The sequence below is a fragment of the Novosphingopyxis baekryungensis DSM 16222 genome, from assembly GCF_000420305.1.
Classification (GTDB): domain Bacteria; phylum Pseudomonadota; class Alphaproteobacteria; order Sphingomonadales; family Sphingomonadaceae; genus Novosphingopyxis; species Novosphingopyxis baekryungensis.
Window position 1 is genome coordinate 221,615 of sequence record NZ_ATUR01000007.1, and the last position, 20,418, is coordinate 242,032.

Annotated in this window: 14 protein-coding genes; 6 read left to right on the top strand and 8 right to left on the bottom strand. The window is 62.8% G+C overall.

From position 1 onward, the window contains the following. Nucleotides 1-44: 44 nt before the first annotated feature. The 4 genes from G410_RS0112880 to G410_RS16765 are packed head-to-tail and all read right to left on the bottom strand — an operon-like array spanning nt 45 to nt 4,313. Nucleotides 45-1,088, bottom strand: coding sequence for a glycosyltransferase (locus G410_RS0112880; RefSeq protein ID WP_022674078.1), 1,044 nt, complete (start codon nt 1,086-1,088; stop codon nt 45-47). Beyond that, on the bottom strand, nt 1,085-2,071 hold the full coding sequence (locus G410_RS0112885) for a glycosyltransferase family 2 protein (protein ID WP_022674079.1): 987 nt from the start codon (nt 2,069-2,071) through the stop codon (nt 1,085-1,087). Before G410_RS0112885 ends, G410_RS0112880 begins: the two co-directional genes overlap by 4 nt. 38 nt (nt 2,072-2,109) lie before the next feature. Continuing rightward, complete coding sequence (locus G410_RS0112890; protein ID WP_022674080.1) at nt 2,110-3,039, bottom strand: glycosyltransferase family 2 protein; 930 nt, start codon at nt 3,037-3,039, stop codon at nt 2,110-2,112. Then, the gene (locus G410_RS16765; protein ID WP_022674081.1) at nt 3,039-4,313 is read right to left on the bottom strand and encodes an oligosaccharide flippase family protein; all 1,275 of its coding nucleotides are present in this window, start codon (nt 4,311-4,313) and stop codon (nt 3,039-3,041) included. The genes G410_RS0112890 and G410_RS16765 overlap by 1 nt, the downstream gene beginning before the upstream one ends. A 124-nt stretch (nt 4,314-4,437) precedes the next feature. Here G410_RS16765 and G410_RS0112900 point away from each other — a divergent pair, with 124 nt between their 5' ends. After that, on the top strand, nt 4,438-5,865 hold the full coding sequence (locus G410_RS0112900; protein WP_022674082.1) for a WecB/TagA/CpsF family glycosyltransferase: 1,428 nt from the start codon (nt 4,438-4,440) through the stop codon (nt 5,863-5,865). Here the strand turns inward: G410_RS0112900 and G410_RS0112905 are convergent. Both G410_RS0112905 and G410_RS0112910 read right to left on the bottom strand, forming a co-directional pair. Beyond that, nucleotides 5,859-7,520 carry an ATP-binding response regulator gene (locus G410_RS0112905; RefSeq protein ID WP_022674083.1) on the bottom strand — a complete coding sequence of 554 codons (1,662 nt, stop codon included), beginning with the start codon at nt 7,518-7,520 and terminating at the stop codon, nt 5,859-5,861. The two genes, G410_RS0112900 and G410_RS0112905, sit on opposite strands and share 7 nt — an antisense overlap. After that, nucleotides 7,513-10,656: an ATP-binding protein gene (locus tag G410_RS0112910; protein ID WP_022674084.1), complete on the bottom strand. Its 3,144-nt coding sequence runs from the start codon at nt 10,654-10,656 to the stop codon at nt 7,513-7,515. Before G410_RS0112910 ends, G410_RS0112905 begins: the two co-directional genes overlap by 8 nt. 438 nt (nt 10,657-11,094) lie before the next feature. Between G410_RS0112910 and G410_RS0112915 the strand changes: the two genes are divergently transcribed. The 3 genes from G410_RS0112915 to G410_RS0112925 are packed head-to-tail and all read left to right on the top strand — an operon-like array spanning nt 11,095 to nt 15,474. Next, nucleotides 11,095-12,777, top strand: coding sequence for an ABC transporter transmembrane domain-containing protein (locus tag G410_RS0112915; RefSeq protein ID WP_022674085.1), 1,683 nt, complete (start codon nt 11,095-11,097; stop codon nt 12,775-12,777). Further along, a complete protein-coding gene (locus G410_RS16770; protein WP_022674086.1) occupies nt 12,770-13,876 on the top strand; it encodes an efflux RND transporter periplasmic adaptor subunit in 1,107 nt (368 codons plus the stop codon). Before G410_RS0112915 ends, G410_RS16770 begins: the two co-directional genes overlap by 8 nt. After that, on the top strand, nt 13,873-15,474 hold the full coding sequence (locus G410_RS0112925) for a TolC family protein (protein WP_245559367.1): 1,602 nt from the start codon (nt 13,873-13,875) through the stop codon (nt 15,472-15,474). Before G410_RS16770 ends, G410_RS0112925 begins: the two co-directional genes overlap by 4 nt. Nucleotides 15,475-15,579: 105 nt before the next feature. On the opposite strand, the gene G410_RS0112930 is transcribed toward G410_RS0112925, so the two are convergent. After that, nucleotides 15,580-18,180, bottom strand: coding sequence for a TonB-dependent receptor (locus G410_RS0112930; protein ID WP_033317669.1), 2,601 nt, complete (start codon nt 18,178-18,180; stop codon nt 15,580-15,582). Between the two features lie 243 nt (nt 18,181-18,423). Between G410_RS0112930 and G410_RS0112935 the strand changes: the two genes are divergently transcribed. Continuing rightward, nucleotides 18,424-18,999, top strand: a complete 576-nt coding sequence (locus tag G410_RS0112935) for a TetR/AcrR family transcriptional regulator (RefSeq protein ID WP_022674089.1) — start codon at nt 18,424-18,426, stop codon at nt 18,997-18,999. Between the two features lie 9 nt (nt 19,000-19,008). On the opposite strand, the gene G410_RS0112940 is transcribed toward G410_RS0112935, so the two are convergent. Continuing rightward, nucleotides 19,009-20,010, bottom strand: a complete 1,002-nt coding sequence (locus G410_RS0112940) for an MFS transporter (RefSeq protein ID WP_022674090.1) — start codon at nt 20,008-20,010, stop codon at nt 19,009-19,011. Nucleotides 20,011-20,155: 145 nt separating this feature from the next. On the opposite strand from G410_RS0112940, the gene G410_RS0112945 reads away from it, so the two are divergent. Further along, the coding region (locus tag G410_RS0112945; protein ID WP_022674091.1) for an IS3 family transposase at nt 20,156-20,418 on the top strand (263 nt) is incomplete at its 3' end.

The following is a 20,418-nucleotide window of genomic DNA, read 5'->3' on the forward strand; positions in this document are numbered from 1 at the left end:
CGATGGGAAGGCGGCCTGCTGGGGGCCGGCGGGACCGTGATGTCCTATGCCATGCTGTCCGTGCTGAAATAGCCCGTCATGGCGGGCATGGCCGAACGCACATGCGCCTTGCGGGTCAACACCACGCGCCAGCCATCGAGAATCCTGCGGTGCTGTTCCTGCACATGGTCCCGCGCCTGCGCCCCCATATTTGCGATCGGAGCTTGCAGCGCCCGGGCAATGGCCGCGGCTATATCGTCCGCGGAGTGCATGGGCGCCACGATCCCGCCTTTGGCGGCCTGCTCCGGAAGACCATCGACATCGGCCACGATAATGGCCCGGCCCGCCATGCGCGCCTCGGTTGCGACCAGCCCGAACGCTTCATGGAGCGATGGCACGATGACCGCATCGCACCGGGCCAGATATTCGCCCGGATCGTCTGTCGCGCCGTGCAGCGTGACATGGGGCAGGCCCGTGGCAGCGGCGGCAAGATCGGGCTGTTCCGGTCCACGCCCAAACAGGGTCAGCTGCGCGCGCGCCGGGCTGAATTTTGCCATCGCATGGATCAGATTGGCGAAATTCTTCTCATGAGAAAAGCGGCCATAGGCGAGCAGGCGCAGCGGCGCGTCCTTGCGCGGCCGGGCGGGCGCTATGTCCATCAGTTCATCGCGGCCGCTCCACGGATAGATGACCTGGACCTTTGCAGCTGGAATACCGACAGTGCCGACCATCCAGTTGCGCTGCGCCTTGGACACGCACACGATTTCATCGAAGCAGCGCGCCGCCAGTTTCAGCAGCATGCGGAAGCGGCGGGGGGCGGATACGCGATGCGCCTCGAACGCCTTCGTATAGCTATGCTCCACATGGATCATGCGGGCCTTCGGATTGTGCAGCCGGAGCATCGCCAGATAGGGCAGGCGGCTCCAGCATGGCGGGACGTGACAGATGATGACATCCGCACGCAGCGGTGCCGCATCGCGCGGATCGCGGCCCATGGGCATGATCTGCGCGCTGGCGATGGACGCGATGGCGGGCTGGGTGAACATGGTCAGCGCCCGGGTGACGCCGCCCATGGCGAAATCGTCGAGAAGGTGAATGGTGCGGATCATGCTGCTGCTTTCAGATAGGGTTGCATGATCTTGCGAAAACGCTCCGGCCCCAGCGCGCTGGCAACCAGGATCGCGCCGCCCGTGGTCACGCTCTTGCGCGGCTCTTCCCAAACCAGCCGCGGCGCCGCCTTCATGGCGCGCATCATCAAATTGCGCGCCAGTTCCGGATTGCCGAGCTGGACCGAGCGGCGGGCCAGATAGCGCAGCTGATAGGCCCGGGCCGTTTCGCCATGACGCTCGATCAGATCGGACGCGAAACCGCGGGCCTTGCGCATCATGGCGGTCCAGCTGAGATATTGCTTCACGACATTGGCCGACAGCGCGCCGCCGATAATGCGGTAATCGGTGAGCAGACCGGCAATCCCTTCGAAAGCGACATCATGGCCCGCGGCGAGCCGCATCCACATTTCGATATCTTCCGACTGGCGGAAAGTCTCGTCGAACCAGCAGGTGCGTTCTGGCTCGTCGGGATGCGGGAAGGCGGCCAGATCGAGCGCCGCGCGCCGCAGCACCGCGGCGCTGCCATTGCCGACCGGGTTGCGGCACAGAATGTCCTTCGGCTCAACCCGGCCAAGCTTCGGCCGCATCGCGACCGTTAGTGGTTCGCCATGTTCGTCGATCATGCGGGAACCGGCATAGCTGACGCCGACTGCCGGGTTGGCCATGAGATGGATATAATGCAGCAGCAGCTTGTCACGATGCCAGCGATCGTCGGAATCGAGCAACGCGATGAACGGCGCGCGGGCGTGGGCGATGCCGCTGTTGCGCGCACCAGCCAGGCCGCGATTGGCCTGGCTGACAATGCGAATGCGCGGGTCATCAAACTGGCGCACCACCTCCATCGAGCCATCGGTACCGCCATCGTCGACGATAATCAGCTCCAACGCGTCCAGCGTCTGGTCCAGCACCGACCGGATGGCTTCGCCCACATAGGCTTCGACATTGTAGACTGGCATGATGACGGACATTTTCGGGCGGGTCATTTTCATTCTCCTGTGAATTTCGGTGGAGTAGTTTGAGATCAGGCGAACAGGGCGGTGCGCATGTTCGCAGGCATCAACGGAGCGGCCAGAACACCGCCCAGGGTCAGGGCGCTGCGGCGGCCACCGCTGAGGAAAATCTGTGAATGGGCCGCCAGCCCACGCTTCACGAAGCTGCGGGCGACGGATGCCCGCGCACCGGAGCGCAGCGCGCGGCGGGCGAGATAGCGACAATAGAGCGCCTCGGCCCCGGCCAGATCGATCCTGTGGGACCAGCGAACGGCCAGATCGCGCCAGTTTTGCAGCATCGCATCGAAGTCACAGGACAGGCCGTCCGCACTCATGCGATAATCCACCAGGGTTTCCTGAATGCCTTTGACCAGGCGTCCGTCGCCGATGAACCGCGCCAGGAAATCCTGATCCTCGGCATAGCGCATGCTACGGCTGAATCCGCCGATCTCCAGGAAGGAATCGCGCTCGACGACCAGATTAGAGCAGGTGCAAACCGCGTTCTCGACCACGGCATCCGGGATGTCGAGATAGGCATCGGGAACCTGCGAAACGGTTTTGGCATGGCCCATCGCGCCGTCCTGATCTGGCCGGAAAGCGATGCGCCCAAAGCTGGCTTCGACGGCAGGATCACGATCATGCAAAGCGCGATGTTCGGCCAGCTTGTTTTCGGACCAGCGGTCATCGGCGTCCAGAAAGGCGATCAGATGACCACGGGCCAGCGCCACCCCCAGATTGCGGGCGGCCGACACGCCCTGGTTCTTCTGGCTGGAAACGCGAATGCGATCGTCCGTTTCAGCCAGTTCCAGCGCGGCATAGACGGTGTCGTCGGTCGAACCATCGTCGATCACAACGATATCGAAATCCTGATCGCTCTGCTTGAGCACGCTGCAAATGGCGCTGCGAATGGTTTTGGCGGCGTTGTAGGCCGGAATGACCACGGTGAAATGCGGCTTGTTCATCAGATGGTTCCTTTCTGGAAGATGTGCGGGACGGTGATGCGGGGGATCAGATGGGCCGCCGCAAAGGGGATCAGGGTCAGGGCCAGGCCAAGGGCAAACCCAAGGCATGCGGCGATGAGGTCAATCTGCGCGCCGATGGCCAGACCGCCCAGGGCTGCGGCTGTCGCCAGCGCCATCATCCGCGTTTCGGCGAAGGGGCGCTGTTCGGCCCGGTAGCGCGCCCCGACCAGCGAACCGGCGTACAGCGGCAGCGCAGCGAGCGAGAGCATGACCAGATAGGGCGTGGCCGATACCCACGTCGCGCCGAACACGATCGGCACATAGAGCGGGGCGAGCAGCACCTGCGCCGCCACGACGGGGGCCAGGAAGGCCAAGCCGATCCAGAATGCCTTGCAAAATTCCTCGGCCCGGTTCGCCCCGCTGCTTTTGCAGAGATGCGGGAAAATCACGATGTTGCAGGCAGCCACGAAAGACTGGGTGATGCCGAGCCCGGCGTTGAAGGCGAAATAGTACAGGCCCAGCGCGTTGGTCCCCAGCAGGGCACCGATGATCAGTTTGTCGGCGTGGATGCGTGCTGCGCTGAACATCTCGGATGCCAATATGGCAGGGCCGAAGCCGGCGAACGCGCGGTACGGTGCATAGCCGGCAGCACGATCGCCGCTCCATGGGAAGGCATGGCGGGCCATTAGCGTCCACAGCGGCGCGGTCAGCAATTTGGGCAGAATGATCGCCCATGCACTCGGCCACAGCAGGACCAGCGCGACGGTCAGCGCATTGTCCAGCATCGTCTGCGTTGCGGAGATGCGCGCTGCAGCCGTCATGCGCTGTTCGCGCATCAGCAGGAAGATCGAGACCAGCCCCGGTGGCATGATGACATAAACCAGCGACAGCACCGCCAGCATCATCGCCGCCTCGGTCAGCCCGAAATGGCGTGCCATGATTTCCGCGATCACCAGCTGGATGGCGGCCACGGCAACGCAGACGATCCAGAACAGCTGCCGGGCGCTGTTGCAGAGTGCTTCCACTTCATCGTCCCGCGCGGCGATGATGCGCTGACCGATGCCGACATTGGCAAGAACGCGCACCAGCTCGAAAATACTGAGCGCAAGAGCGGCGGTGCCCAGCATTTCAGGCGAGATGCGGCGGGCAACGATCAGAATGCTCGCCAGCCGTACGACCCGGCTGACGGCTTCGGCCGAGCCATAGGCAAGCAAGCCGCGCATGACCGGCGAGCGGGCCGTGATGTGCGATATGCGATGTGCGATGGTGAACATGACAGGCCCTCGTTGATGACGAAGCCTGTGTTTCAACTATTATGCCAAATCCGGAAAATGGCGGCTTTGCGTGGTTCTTCCAGCCTGGCCCATGGCGCAAAATGCACCATAAGGAGCGCGTCCCATGAAACAGATTGCTTCAACCGACTTCCAGATCATTCCCGAACAGGAGCTGGCCCTGCGTTTTGCGCCGGACAGCAAGCTCCCCACCGCGCAGCTGTTCGGCCTTCCGCTTGTCAAAGCCCAGCGGGGCCAGATGGCACGGCGCATCGTCTCCAAGGCGCGCCGTGGCCGGGAGACGGTGGTCAACTTCATCAATGCCCATTGCGTCAATACCGCCCGCGCCGACCGCGCCTATCGCGAAGCGCTGAAGGATAGCGACATGCTGCTGCCCGACGGCGTTGGCATGGAAATCGCCGCCCGGATGGCGGGGCGAGCGCTGGGGGATAACCTCAACGGCACCGATCTCTATCCGGAAATCTGCGCAGAAGCGGCCTGCGAGGGCGTGGGCCTGTTCCTTCTGGGCGGCGCGCCGGGCGTTGCCGCCGATGCCGCCGGCTGGGCGAAGAGCCGCCACAAGGCGCTGCGGATCTGCGGAACGCAGCATGGCTATTATGATCAGGCGGACGAAGATGCCGTCATTGCGATGATTAACGCATCGCAGGCGGGCATCCTGTTCGTCGGTTTCGGTGTGCCGCTTCAGGAAAAGTGGATCGAACGCAACCGGCACCGGATCGATGTACCGGTGATCTTGGGCGTCGGCGGCCTGTTCGATTATTATTCCGGACGCATCCCGCGCGCGCCCAAGCTGGTGCGCGCCTGCAAAAGCGAATGGATGTGGCGTCTGGCCATGGAGCCGCGGCGTCTGGCGCAGCGTTATCTGCTCGGCAATGCTGCATTTTTGCTGCACGCCGCTGCAGCGGCTGCCCAGATACGCGGCTGGAACGACCGGGCCTATGATGCAACGAAGCGCGCGCTCGATGTCACGGTCGCCATGCTGGCCCTGATCGTGCTGCTGCCACTTCTGCTGCTGACCGCACTGGCCATCTGGACCGAGGACCGCGGCCCCATATTCTTCTTCCAGACGCGCATCGGCGCGGACGGCGTACCCTTCCGCATGGTCAAATTCCGCTCGATGTTCACCGATGCCGAGGCGCGCAAAACCGCCTTGCTTGCCGCATCGGACAGGCAGGGGGCATCGTTCAAGATGCGGCGGGATCCGCGCATCACGCGCGTGGGCCGCATCATCCGCCGCCTGTCGATCGACGAACTGCCGCAGCTGTTCAACGTGCTTGGCGGGAGCATGGCCATTGTCGGCCCGCGTCCCGCGCTGGCCAGCGAAGTCGGCACCTATCGCCATGCGCAGTGGGAACGGCTTGGCGGAAAGCCTGGGATTACGTGCAGTTGGCAGGTCAGTGGCCGCGCGGACATTCCTTTCCACCGCCAGGCGATCATGGACCGGGCCTATCTGCGCCGCCGCAATATCCTGATGGACATGCGCCTGATGGTGCAGACCATCCCGGCCGTGATCGGAGGGCGCGGCGCCTATTGATTGCCCTCGATCAGCGCCCTGTAGAGATCGTCGATGGCCAGCAGGCTGGCGGCGATCTCCTGGCGCAAGGGATCGGGCGATGGATCGCCGCGCGATCCATAGGCTTCACGAAACCGGGTGAGCTCCTCGACAATGCCGACGGCGCCGACATTCAGCGATACGCCCTTCAGGGTATGCGCGGCCCGCGACAGCTGTTCGTCATCCTTCGCCTCGATCGCCTTCAGTACGGCGGTGGAATATTGGCCGATATCCTTGCGGGCCGCATCGCGCATCCGCTCGCGATAGGCAGCCGGCAGATCCAGAAAGGCACGCTGGAACAGTTCATGATCGAAACGCGCCTGCACGGCCTGATAATTCTGTCCCACGATCCGCGCGGTCTGCAGCGCTGTCTCCAGCGCGTCCCGACGGATCGGCTTGGCCAGGCAGGCGGTCATGCCGGCAGACAGCAGGCGTTCGCGCTCGGCTTGCAAACTGTGCGCTGTAATGCCGACGATCGGCGTGCGCGACGCAGGGCCGGGCAAGGCGCGGATCGCCTGCGTGGCTTCCTCGCCGGTCATCAGCGGCATCATCACATCCATCAGAACCAGATCGAACCCTTCCCGCCGCACCCGCTCTACCGCCTCGGCGCCATCGCCAACGCTGGTGACATCGCATCCCATCCCGCCAAGCATGGCTTCGATGACGTAGCGATTGCTTTCGGTGTCCTCCGCCAACAGCACGCGCAGCTTCTGCCCGGGTTCGACGGCCCTTCCGTCGCCGGTCTCACGCGCCACGGGTGAGGGACCCGCCGCGATGTCGGCAGGACGCTGCTCCCCGCCGGCCTCCTCGAGCAGGCGATTGGCGATCAACGTGAGCTGTTCATTGGCCTCTTGCACCACGGCAAAATCGGCATCATCCCTATGGACCTTGTCCGACAGCAGCTCGATGCCGCCCGTCAGTGAGTTCAGCGGTGTGCGGATGGCATGCGCCATTTCCGTGATGAAGCGGGTCCGCGTTTCGAGCGCCTGCTCTGTTTTTCGCTGCTCTGCCGCCAGTTCCTGGCTCAGCTTGTCAAGCTCGCGAACGCGCCGTTCGGCCCGATATTGCAGGGCCTGAACCTGGCGTGCATCGGCGCGGCGTTCGGTGAAATCCTGCACGGTACCGAGCGTGATGGCGGGGGTGGTTTCGGTGGCGCGTTCACGCCGGATCGACCAGCGCAGCCAGCGCACCTCGCGCGTGTCGTAACGGCGGATGCGGTGCTCGAAGACATGATCGATGCCGGGCGGCATCTTTCTGAAGAAGTCCAGACCACTGCGCATTATGCGGCTCGCGTCCAGCGGATGCAGCGCCGCCACCAGTTTCTCCAGCATTGGTTCGTCATCCTGCGGCAGGCCCAGCAGATCATTGGCGGCGCGTGAGGCGGTAAACGGCTTGCCCTTCTGTCCAAAGATCGTCGCCATTTTGGCGGTGGCCTGCGCACGCAGCAGATGTCGGCTCTCGATCTCCAGGCGCTCGGCGAGGTCGCTTTCGCGCTGGCTGAGTTCCTGATTGGCCTGGTACAGATCGCGCATGCGCGCTTCCAGTGCGGTTTCGGCTTCCTGCAGCGCCCGCTCGGCGCGGTTCAGCCGAATTTGCAAAATCTCCGCGCGTTCCTGCGCCGGGATATCGTCATCCATGGTTATGTTCGCCGTTCAATATCCCGGGCAGTCTGCGGGCTATATCGGACATCGGCAAACGCTGCATGCGCTGGCCAGGTGCGCCGTCGCCATCCCATCCCGACCCGTCCTGCGTCAGCAGAATGACGCGGTCAGCCGCTTGCTGCAAATCTTCGGGCGTTTGCCCAACCATGGCCTCGTCGGCCACCAGGATCAGACGCGCATCCGGTTCGCCCGAATAGTCCGCGGCGCGTTTGGCATTCATCCCGGCCTCGCTTGCCAGCGCCTCGATCAGCACGGCCGTCGACGCGCTTGTCGTCTCGAAATAGATCGTCCCGCCCGGTTCGTCGCCCTCCTGCAAGGCCGGGTCGGGTGCCAGCTCCAGGGGCAATTCCAGCACCAGTGACGTACCTTTGCCGGCCTCGCTTTCGGCCCGCACCGCTCCGCCCATCGCTTCGGCCAGCCCCTTAGTGATCGAAAGGCCAAGCCCGGTTCCGGAAGCCTTGCCCAGCGAATCCGTTCGCGTACCGCCAAAGGGTTCGAACAGGGTCGCGAGCCTGTCATGCGGGATGCCGGGGCCGGTGTCGGTGACGGTGAAGACCCAGGGCTCGCCTTCCGCTTTCGGAGGGTCGCAGGTCAGGACCACGCGCCCGGACTGCGTGAACTTGACCGCGTTGGACACGAAATTGGCGAGGACCTGCTGGATGCGCGAAGGATCGCCGATCACGCTCCCTCCGCAGCCTAGCTGCGCTTCCAGCTGCAGTCCCTTGCGCCGCGCCAGCGGACGGAACAGCCCCGCCGTTCGTTCGACCAGTTTGGCAGGGTCGAACCGTTTTTGCGGCAGGCTGCTCGCCTCGCTCGTCGCCAGCGCCTGCTGTAAAATGGCGTCCAGGGTCACCACCAGCGCCTCTGCGGATTCCTCAACCAGCGAAAGAGCGCGATTGCGCTGCGCGATGGAGCGCTCGTTGCGGACCTGATCGATCACACCCAAAATACCGGTCATCGGCGTGCGGATTTCGTGCGAGACCACGGCCAGCAAATTGGTGCGCGCGGCAAGCTGATCGCGCGCCTCATCCCGGGCGGTTCGGAGGGCGTTTTCCGCGCTTCGCTCCGCAGTTATGTCCTGCGCTATCCCGAAGAAGCTGTGCACGCGCCCGTGCGCCGTGTCATGATTATGAATGGCAACGCCGGATATTGCGATGTTCATCAGCCCGCCATCGACATTGCGGAAAATCGTTTCGAACGAGAATTCGTCTTCCGCCACGATGGCCGCGGCGATCGTCGCAGCAGCCTCCTCACGCCGCTCTTCGACGATGAAGTCCATCAGTTCGGCTAGCGGCAGCGTCTCGTCAGCCAGGCCCAGCTGGTCGCGAACCCAGGAAGACAAAGTGAGCGTCATGGTTGCAGGATCAAAATTGAAATGCCCCATAGCTGCGGTGGTCTGCGCCATTTCCAGGAACAGCAGGCTCTGCTCCACCTGCATCTGCCGGGCGCGCTGTTCGGTCTGATCGTGGGCTACATAGGCATAGGCATAGATCTCGCCATCCTCGTCCTTCAGCGGCTCTACATTTTCTTCCAGCCAGACCGGGCGTTCCTGCCGTTTGAACTGGCGCAAACGGGTTTTCATGCCGCCCTTGTCGCGCGTATCCGCCAGCAATTGCGCCGCCGCATCGCGCGCAGCGGCATCATAGCCGTATATCGTCATGAGATGAGGGTTGTTTTCCAGATCCGGAAACAGATCCAGCGCGGCGGCATTGGCACGCTGGACCTGTCCGTCCGTGGCGACGACCATCATGGCATAACCCTCGACCGCATCTGCGAGCGTATCGAAAGACTGCATCAGCTGCCGCTGGTCCTCGGCGATCCGCTGTTCCATCCGCTCGAATGCGATATTGAGCCTGCCGATCTCATTGCCGCGAAGGCTGTGATCGCTCGCAGCCTGTCGCCGCTTCGACAGGCCAAGCGAAAGGGCATCGGCGCGCTTGGCCAGCCTGCCCAGCGGCGCGCTGATTTCGCGGCCGAAGAACAGCGCCAGAATGCCAACCAGAATGATGGCGCCCACCGCCCCGCCAAACATGATCGGCGCCGCTACGGCCAGGCTGCGATCGCGCACGCGTGCCTGCGGCATCAACGTCAGGACGATCCACGGGGTATTGTTAAGACGTTCTGCCGAGACATAGGCGTCCAGTGCCGCCACATAACCGGTTTGCGGTTCGCGCCCGATGGTTTTGGCATAGGCGAAGATATCTTCGCGCCCGGGCGCAGTAGCTGCCGGGCGCTGCAAACCCCCGGGTGACGGCGTTGCGCCCTCATCAACGAGCGAAGGATGGCGGATCAACTGCCCCTGATCCGAAATAATGATGGTGGTCTGATCGGCACTGTCCGCCGGAAGCTCACGGATCAGGGTGGGCAGCGGAATGCTGATGCCCCAGGCACCAATATGGGCGCCGTCGGCCCGCACGGGCAGCATACATCCCGTGGTCCAGCGGCTTTGCTCCTGATCATAAGCCGGTCGCTGCAGGCTAGTGCACCGAAAGCTGCCCGACGGATTGACCGACGGGGCACTGATGGTCGAGAATTCTTCGTCCTGAAAATCAAATTCCGGCGGCGCATCGCGGCGATAGAAAAGCAACCGGTCTTCGCGCGCGGGAGCCCAGATGAGCAGATCGTTTGACGGCGTAAAAAAATACAGGTTCCCGATCGAGGCGGGCAGGCCGCCGACCATTGCCTTCATGGCACCATATGCCGCGCGCATGTTTGTCCGTGCGCGCTGGTCGGTACCATCACCCAGCATCATGCCGCCGATGCCCGAAAGCCGGATGCCGCCCGAACGCAGGGAACCATCCCACAGAGCGTCGGGGGTACGGAAGGTGCCGTCGGCCTGCTGCGTAAAGATGCGTTCGAACGGCTCGACCTCGGCATTGCCGCTGGCCAGGTTCTGCAACATCAGGGTGCTGGCCCGCCGCTCGATCTGGGCAATCATGTCCAATTTGCGCTGAAGATCACCGGTTGCGATTTGCCGCGTCGCGCTGAGGTCGACGAGCGCAACTTCCTCTGCCTGCGTTCTGGCTGTCGAGAAGGCCGCGTAAGTGAGCACGCCGAGGATCAGAACCACGGACGGCACGATCCAGAGAAGATTGCGGATGATCAATTTCATAAGCGATAACGCCGCCACTGCCGTCCCGAACAAGCACTTACGGCAAAGCTAGCATAGTCGTTGGGCGAAAAGGTTAAAGTTCGATGTCCTCGCGAACAATTCCAGGCAGGTGAATGTCGCGCCCAGGATTTCGGCCCGCATCAGCGGCAACCGCGCAAATGACGAACAACCTGATCCTGTGCAGCGACGCGGTTCGCACCGTCCAATCACGGGCGGCACGCCAGCCATGTAGCTGGTGGTCGGCTGCGCCAAAAGGCCAGGGGCTGAGAGCGTCACACGCCGAAGCCCGGTCGGTCGAGCAGTGCGGCGCGGCCTGGCAGCTTGCCCGGCTTTCCGTTGTGACTTGACCCGCAATCGCCTCGGTGCTGAAGGAAAGCCTCACGAAGAGTTCACGCAATGGAAGACGGTTAGCGCAATGCGTTACCTTTATCGCGACTGATGGCTGGCAAACGCCTGGGATACCGCGATGCCGCTGCATGGATGGCGCAGATTATCGGGCCGGATTCGCGCTACATCACCATTGGGCTTGTCTACACCTTGGCGATCAGCCTGCTGTCGCTCGCCACGCCGATTTCGGTCCAGGTGCTTATCAATTCGGTGGCACGTACCGCATTGCCGGCGCCGTTGTGGACCCTGTCCGGCGTGCTGCTGCTGCTGCTGTTGATCGTCGCGCTGCTGAGCGCGCTGCGTTTTTACATCATGTTCCTGTTCGAACGCCGCTTCTTCGCCCGCGTGGTGGCGCAGATAACGCTGAAGGCGGTGCATGCGCAAAACCCGTTCTTCAACGACGAAAACCGTTCCAGCCTGTTCAATCGCTATTTCGATCTTACCGTGGTGCAAAAGGCCGTTCCCAGCCTCGTGATCGGTGCCTTCACCATCATCCTTCAGGCAGTCGTCGGTTTGGCGGTGACCAGTTTCTATCACCCGTTCTTTCTGGCGTTCAATGTGATCCTGGTGCTGGTCTGCGCACTGATCTGGCTGATCTGGCGGCGCGGTGCGATCACCCAGTCCGTGGCTTTGTCCGAGGCCAAGCATGAAACCGCGCACTGGCTGGAAAGCGTGGGCGCTTCCAACGGTTTCTACAAGTCGAGCCGCCATCTGGGTTTCGCCATGGACCGGTCGGAGACCGTGACGGCCAATTATGTCGAGACGCACAAGCGTTATTTCCGGCATATCTTTGCACAGACGCTGGCCTTTTTCCTCGTCTATGCCTTTGCCAGTGCCGCGCTGCTGGCGCTGGGCGGGTCCCTTATTTTGAGCGGAGAGCTCACGATCGGCCAGTTGGTGGCTGCCGAGCTGATCCTGTCCGGGGTCTTCTACGGCATCTTTCAACTGGGCTGGTATCTCGACACATTCTACGAACTGGCGGCGAGTTCCGATGAGCTGGTGCTGCTATTTTCCATACCCCAGGAAGACAGCGATGCCTCGGGCGCCGCACCGCGCGATGGGGCAATCCAGATGCGCAATGTCAGCGTAGATGGTGGGCATTTCGATTTTTCCGTGGGCAGCGGCGAACAGCTGGTGACGGTGATGGAGCCCGGCGTGGACCGCATGCTGGCGCTGGTCCTGAAGCGGCACAGCATGCCCGATCGCGGTATCGTTTCGATCGGCGGCAGCGATCTGGGTTCGTTCGACATGTATCTGCTGCGCTCGGCCATCATGGTGCTCGACCGGCCCACGATCGTGGAGGTGACGGTCCGCGAATATCTGACCCTCGCCGCGCCCGCACGATCGGGCGAGGACATGATGGACGCGCTCGAGCAGGTGGGGTTGAGCCAGCGCATGGCCATGTTGCCGGACGGTCTGGACACGTCGCTGGCGGCCTCCGGCTGGCCGCTGTCGATTGCCGAAGTGATGGCGCTCAAACTGGCCAATGCCTTGCTTAGCCGTCCCAAGGTGCTAGTCCTGTCGCAATTGTTCGACATGATGGCGATCGACCGACTGAAGTCCGCGCTCGACGATCTTCGCACGGCCGGCACCACCATATTGCTGAATACCGGACGCCCGGAAGCGCTGGAGCTGGATGGATATCTTTGGCTGGGCCGTACCGAGCAGAAGCGGTTCGAGACGCGGCAGGGCATGATCGACCATGTCGATGGCAAGGTGCTCCCCCATGCCTGATCGGCCGGAGCACAGCGCGCATTTCACCACGCTGGCCAGCATGCATCCGCCCCGGCTTACGCGCCTTATCGCGCTGCTGGTTCTCGGCGGCATCGCGCTGGCGACGGGCATCCTGTTTTTCGTGCCTTGGGTGCAGACCGCGCAGGGGCAGGGAGAGGTCATTGCCGTGGATCCGGATGACCGGGTGCGCGATGTCACGTCGCTGATCTCCGGCCGCGTGACCGAATTTTTCGTGCAGGACGGCCAGCAAGTGTCCGCCGGCGATCCGGTGGCCCGGGTCGAGGATGTCGATCCCCAGCTGATCCAGCGGCTGCAGGCGGAGCGTGAGCAGCTGCTGCTGGAGATCGATGCGATCGACCGGCGGCGGCAAGTCGCCATGATCGACGTCGATCGCAACCGGCAGCTTTTCAGCGAAGGGCTTTCGTCGCGCCGGGATTATGAGCAGTCCCAGATCAAGGTGGCCGAGGCGGACGCCACTCTTGCCGAAGCACGCGCCGGGGTGCAGCGGATCGATACTGAGCTGAGCCGGCAGTCCGCCCAGATCGTGCGGGCACCGCGCGATGGCCGCGTGCAGCAAATCAATGTGGCGGCGGGCAGCGAACTGGTGTCGCAAGGTACCATATTGGCGGTGATTGCGCCGGAACAGATCAAGCGGGCGGTGCAGCTGTATATCGACGGGCGCGATGTACCGCTGATCCATAATGGCAGCCCCGTGCGGCTGGAATTCGAGGGTTTCCCTGCGGTGCAATTCAGCGGCTGGCCGTCGCTGGCGCAAGGCATCTATGACGGGCGCGTCCGCTCGGTTGATCCCATCGCGCTGCCCAACGGGCTGTTCCGGGTGATCGTGGAGCCGGCGCCAGGCAAGCGCCCTTGGCCCGGGCGCCGCTTCGTGCGGCAAGGCAGCAATGTTCTGGGCTGGGTTCAGGGCGAAACCGTGACGGTCGGATACGAACTGTGGCGCCAGCTGAACGATTTTCCGCTGAAGTTCGGTCAGGGCGGCGGCGATGACGCGTATAAAAGCGGATCATCTGGCGCGGCTGGCGCGCCCTATGGCGGCGCGTCCAAGACCGCCGGTGAAGCGGAAGCCCGGAAGAAATGATGCGCCGGCGGCTGTCCGGCATGGCGCTGTTTTTCCTGCCGGCGGCACTTGTCGCGCAGGACAGGACGCCTGGCGACCTGTCCGATGACGTTGCCCGTCCGCTGCCTGTCCTGATCGGCCCCGACCAGTTCGACCGGCAGAAAGACGATGCCTGGGTGCCGCATCCCTGGGAACGGGACATGGACATCCTCTATCCGCAACAGGGCCCGGTTCCGGACGAGGCCTATCTTGTGCCCGCCGATGCAACCGCCGCGCGTACCGGCACCCTGACGCTGGACGATGTGCTGCGATCGTCCGCCCGCACGGCACCGCAGGTCATCGCGACGCTGGCCGGCATCCGTCAGGCCCAGGGCCGCGCCCTGTCCGCAGAGGGCGCGTTCGATATTGTGTTCGATGCCGAAGGCCGCGGCCGGGCGCTGGGCTATTATGATGGCACCTACGTCAAGGGCGGCGCCACCCGCCCACTCCAGACCAATGGCGGGTATTTATACGGTCAGTACCGCAATGCGCGCGGCGATTTCCCGATCTACGAGGATGAATATTTCACCAATCAGCTCGGCGAGATCAAGATCGGCGGCCTGTATGCCCTGTTGCGCGATCGGCTGATCGACGAACGGCGGGCCAAGCTGACGATCGCCAGCCAGGATATCGATATTGCACGGTTCGAATCGCAGGCCACCGCCATCGGCGTGCAGGCGCGCGCCGTTCAGGCCTATCAGCAATGGGTCGCGGCGGGATTGCGGTTACAGGTCTATCAGGATCTGGTGGAGCTGGCCGAGAGCCGCCGCGGCGGCATCAGCCGCCAGGTGGAGCTGGGCGCGCAGGCGGATATATTGCTGACCGAAAATCAGCAGAATCTGGTGCGCCGCCGCGCTCTGGTGATTGAAGCCGAACAGAAATTCGCCGCCGCCGCCAACGCCCTGTCGCTCTATTATCGCGATGCCGATGGCGATCCGGTGCGTCCGTTGCCAGCCCAATTGCCGGCCAGCGCAAATGCGCTGACCATCGGGCAGGGGGCCAGCGATTTCGCCCTGCAAGATCGCCCCGAAATCCAGACCCTGTTGTCGCGCGTGGACCAGGGTCTGGTGCGGCTCGCGCTGGCGCAGAATGATCTTTCTCCCAGGCTCGATGCCTTCGGCGAAGTGGGCAAGGATTTCGGTGCGGAAGGGTTGGGCGGCCCCAGCCGCACGCCGCTGGAAGTGATCGTGGGATTCCGTTTCTCGATGCCTTTGGAAAACCGGGCGGCGCGCGGGCGGCTGCGCACGGCGCGTGGCGAGCTGGATGGGCTGGCCTGGCGGCAGCGCTATCAGCGGGACCAAATCGTCAACCAGATCGAGAAACTGAATATCGAAATGACGGGCACGGAGCGGTTGGTCGATACGGCCAGGCAGGAGCTGGTTTTGGCCCAGAAACTGGCCGCTGCCGAGCGCCGCCGCTTTCAGCTTGGCGCTGCAGACTTCTTCGTGGTGAACCAGCGCGAGGAACTGGCCGCAAACACCGCGATCCGGCTGATCGATGCGCAGCTGCGCTTTGCCGAAGCGCAAGCCGAATATGCTGCTGCCACCGTAGACCGGGAAGCACTTGGTCTGGCACGGTAACGCCAATCGGTTCCAAGCGCGCCTGCTGGGCACCAGAGCGGTCGCTTGCAGCGCGCAGGGCTTGCAGCTTCCGGCGACAGTGCCGAGTGACGGGTTGGCAGCCGGTCAGAACTTCTGACGGACGGTTATGCCATAGGTCCGCGGGGCATTGGGGTAAGCCAGATAGGAGCCTTGCTGACCGACGGCCGGGAAGCCGCCCGTGTAATATTTGTCCTGAAAAATATTGCGGCCATAGATCAGGAATTCGAGGCCGCTGGTTAGATTGAGACCAAGCGAGGCGTTGAATGTGCTGACCTGCCGCTTCAGCGCTTCGGGCAAATTGGTTTCCAGCTGCGCGCTGGTTTCATACTGCCAGTCCATGCGCGCAAAGGCGTTGGCCCAGCCGAAGTCCTGCTTCAGCGTCACCGCTGTCGAACTGGCGAATTCGGGGATCTGCGGAACCCTGGTACCGGACAGATCGACGGGAACGCCGCCCAGGCCCGGCGCACCGACATAATCGTCGTACACCGCATCGATGTAGGTCGCGCCGACATTCAGATCGATCCAGGGTGCGGGGCTGGCGAAGATCTCCAGTTCGGCGCCTCTGGAGCTCTGCTGGCCAGCGTTGAGAAAGACGAAGCCGGTGCCCTGAAAGGCGTTGGTCTGGAAATTGTCGATCTTTTGATCGAACAGCGTCAGGTATACGCTGCCCCAATTGAATTGCGATTTCAGGCCAAGCTCGAACACGCGCGACTGCTCGGGCGCGGCTTTGCGCGAGCCGGCATAGGTGCCAAGAGCCACTCTGGTGATATCGGGCAGAAGGCCGGCTGCGGCCAGCGCTGCAATATCATCGGGCGCAGGCCGGCTGTCGCGGCTGAGATTCCACGATGTCGGTTTAAATCCTGTCGCGTAGGAAATATAGGCGTTGAGATTATCGGTCAGTTCATAGGCGGCGCGCAAGGTGTAGCTGACATCGTCATCCCGGCTGCGGCCATCCTCAACGGAGTTCGGGAATTCGACGCTGGGCGGCAGAAACTGCAACGCCGCGAGTGGCAGCAACGGATTGACCGCCGGGTTGGCAGCGTTGGCGTTGGCAAACGCCTGTGCACCGGCCCGTATCTGCGCGAACGCCGCTGGATTGGCCGCTGCGAACGCGCCGATATTCTGCGCGGTGGGGGGCAGCGTGCCGCCCGTGGCGGCAACAAAGCCTTGCGCGATAGCCTGCTGCGTCAGGAAGCCGCCACCGATCGATATCAGATTGAGGTTGGAGAAGGTGAAGCGGTTATCATCCTGGAATGACACCTTCTTGCGATCGATGGAATAGTTCAGCCCTGCCGTCAGCGTCAGCCTGTCCGTTACCGGGACGTCGAGCTGACCGAAGAGGGAAAAGGATTCCTGGCGCTGCCGGAATATCTGGCGAGAAAAATCATCCGCGCTCTGCAAGCGCGTGCCGGGCGGCAGCACGCCGGCGGCCAGCAAGGCTTGCTCCGCGGCCAACAGCCCCCCGCCGGACAAGGCGTTGGCGAAAGCGCGCTGATCCGGACCATAGGAGATCGTCGCGCCGACATCGGCCGTTTCATTGGTATAGAATCCACCGACCAGCCAGTCGAAGCGGTCCGTTTCGCCCGAAAGGCGGATTTCCTGCGTGAAGGTGCCGATCTCGACGTCATTCGACGTCAGATCGATCGTGTCCAGCGAGGTGAAGTCGCTGTCGGTACTGTCGAGCAGATCCAGTTCCCGATAGGCGGTGATCGAGGTGATGGAGCCCCAGCCCAGATCGGCATCGATCTGCGCGCTGACGCCGCCATTGGTCAGTTTCGTTCTGGGATCGCGGGTGAAGGCAGCTTCATAGCGGAACAGATCATCAGTAATGATCGTGCCGCCAAGCGCGCGGATTAGCGGCGTGACCGGACCGGATTGCACGATGCCGGCGTAGCAGCAATTTTCATCGAAACGATCGTAATCACCGATCACGCGCACGGACAGCCGGTCCGATGGCTCGAAATAGATCTGCCCGCGGATGTTCCAGCGATCGCGCTCATTCAGATCGCCGCCGGTGATCACATTGGTCGCAAAACCATCGCGCTTGTTCAGGCCGCCTTCCAGCGAGACGGCAAGATTGTCGGCAATCGGCCCGGTAATATAGCCGCGCAGGATCCGCTGGTCATAATTGCCATAGGTCGCCTCGACCTTGCCAGCCAAGGCGAACTCCGGCTTCTTCGTGACGATCGACACGACACCGGCAGAGGAATTGCGCCCGAAAAGCGTCGATTGCGGACCGCGCAACACTTCGATTCGCTGGATTTCAGCCAGATCGGAGATCGCGCCAAAAGAGCGTGACCGATAGACCCCGTCGACGAAAACGCCGACGGACGGTTCCACGCCAGGATTGGATTGGCCGTTGCCGAAGCCGCGAATGGTGAAGCTGTTCCCGCCAGCGGCGCTGCGCTGCGATACCTGCAGGGAGGGCACGACCGACTGAATATCGAAAATGTCGATGATCTGCGCATTTTCGATGGTGGCTTCGCTCACCACGCTAACGGCCACTGGCACATCTTGTAGCGTCTGCTCGCGCTTGGTCGCCGTTACCACGATGACGTTGGGATTATCGGGTGCGTTATCGGGCGAGACTGTCGATCTGGATGCCTCATCGGCTGGAGCAGGCCTATCTTGCGCCAGGCAGGATGGACCGAATAGCAGGGCTGACCCGGCCATAAGGGTGGCCATGCACCGCTTGCCCATCACTTGCAGACCATGCTCGTCACACTTGCCCATCCCATCGCTCCTGTCTCCGGCCATCGCTTCGATCGGCGGTGGCTTCCTTTCTAGTATTTACTATAAGAGCGCGATTGTAGCAATTACTATATTGCATTGCGCGGCGATGTGGTTGTGGGATGGTCGCCTAGCCGTTTCCGGCTGACGACACCGGAGCGCGGTGTCCGGCCGAAGAAATGCCCAGGGAGTTGAGAATTGCCGAAAATATCCACGAAGGACAAATTGATCGCTGCGGCACAGGATTTGCTGGCGGACAAGGGTCTGGCGGCGTTCAACTCCAACGCCATCGTAGAGCGTGCCGGGGTGACGCCGCCGACATTCTATCACTATTTTGCCAACAAGCAGGCATTGCTGCGTGAACTGGGCGAGCGCCTGATGCTGGCGCAAAGTGAGGTTCTGCGGCGTGATACCGGGCTGGTTATCAAGACCGCTGAGGATTTTCGCGCCGCTTGCGAGGTGACGGTGCGCCAGTCCTATGCCCAGACGCGGGCGTTCAAGGGAAGCTATGCCCTGCTCGTCTCGCTGAGAGCTTTGCCGGAATTGCGGGATGTGAGGCTCAATTCCCATGTCGAAATGGCGCAGCTTATCTCACGCTTCCTCTATAATCAGGGGCTCAGCGACCATGTCGATGCGCGTATCGCACCGGCACGTCTCGCGCTGGAATTTCTCTACGCGATGATCGAAATGCTGTTTGAGACCGACTTTGCGAATGAGGAGGAAATGCTGCGGCTCACGGTCAATACGCATTTCAACCTCTATCGCCCGAAATAGACGCCGGGTTTACGTCGTCAGGGACGGTCGTCGGACGCGCAGCATGAGCACGCTTCCCATGAGGAACAACAGCATGAGGCTGCCGAAGCCGATCCGCTGGCTGTCGCTCAACCATGTCGTCAGCGCGACCAGGCCCGGCCCGACCCATACGGTCACCGTGCTCGTCATGGCGTAAATGCCGAAGAACTGGCCCAGCCGGTCTGCCGGGCTCAACGCGACGAGCAGCGAGCGGCTGGAACTGTAGGCCGCCACGATCAGTGCGGCGGTCGGCACCATGGACGCCAGATAGATCAGATCGGTCGCGCCGCCAAACATGCTGCCGTCATCCGCGCCCCCCGCAATCGGCACCAACCCGAAAAACAGCGCATCGCGGGTGACGGAAAGCTGAAACAGGAAAATGGCGGTGATGGTGAACAACTCACCGATGATGGCATTGCGCGGTCCGAAGCGTCGATCCAGCCAGCTGCCGAGAAAGCCGCCCAGCACGGCCGCAATGGTGGCCAATATGCCCATGGCCGCCGTCTCGCTGCGGTCCCAGCCCAGCGCGCCGGCGGTGTAGACTGCGGTAATCGCGAAAAGGGCGGTCAGCCCGTCCATGAAAATCATACGCGCCACCAGAAAGCGCATCACGTTCGGGAAGTCGCCAAACAGCGCCTTGACGGTGCGCAAAATATTGAGGCTTTCGGGCCAGGGGCTCACGCCGCGCCAGCGCCCGGCCGCACCTGGCAAATCCGGCATGAAGCGGAAGAAGGGGGCCATGAACAGCAGCATCCAGATACCGCAGGCCAGGCCGGACAGGCGCGCCACATCGGCTTCCGTCATGCCCGCTGGTGGATTGCGCGTGAGATATAGCGTCGCGGCCAACAGAAGCACCGCCCCGGCGCTGCCTGCGGACAGGCCAAGCCCGGAAATGGCAGGGACCTGCCGTGCGTTGCCTGCCGCCGGCAGCAGGGCGTTATGGAACAGCTCGGAAATGGAATAGCAGCATCCGGCGATGACGAGCAGCGTCATGGCCAGCGGTATGGCCGATGGCCGGCCGGGATACACTAGGCTGAGGCCGGTACTCGACAGTGTCCCCCGTCAGCGCCAATGGCACAGATTTGAGGTTGTGATTTAAGGAGGATTTGGGCTTCGTCGTAGTGACGAAGGAGCGAAGATGAAGCCCAAATCCTCGAAGTCCAAATTGCCTGCCGAGCAGGTGGTGAAAGACATCCGCCGCAAGACCCGTCGGCATTTTTCCGCTGAAGACAAGATCAGGATTGTGCTCGACGGCCTGCGCGGTGATGACTCCATTGCCGAACTGTGCCGTCGCGAAGGCATCGCCCAGAGCCTGTATTACACCTGGTCCAAGGAGTTCATGGAGGCTGGCAAACGCCGCCTGGCTGGTGACACTGCGCGTGCTGCGACCACGGGCGAGGT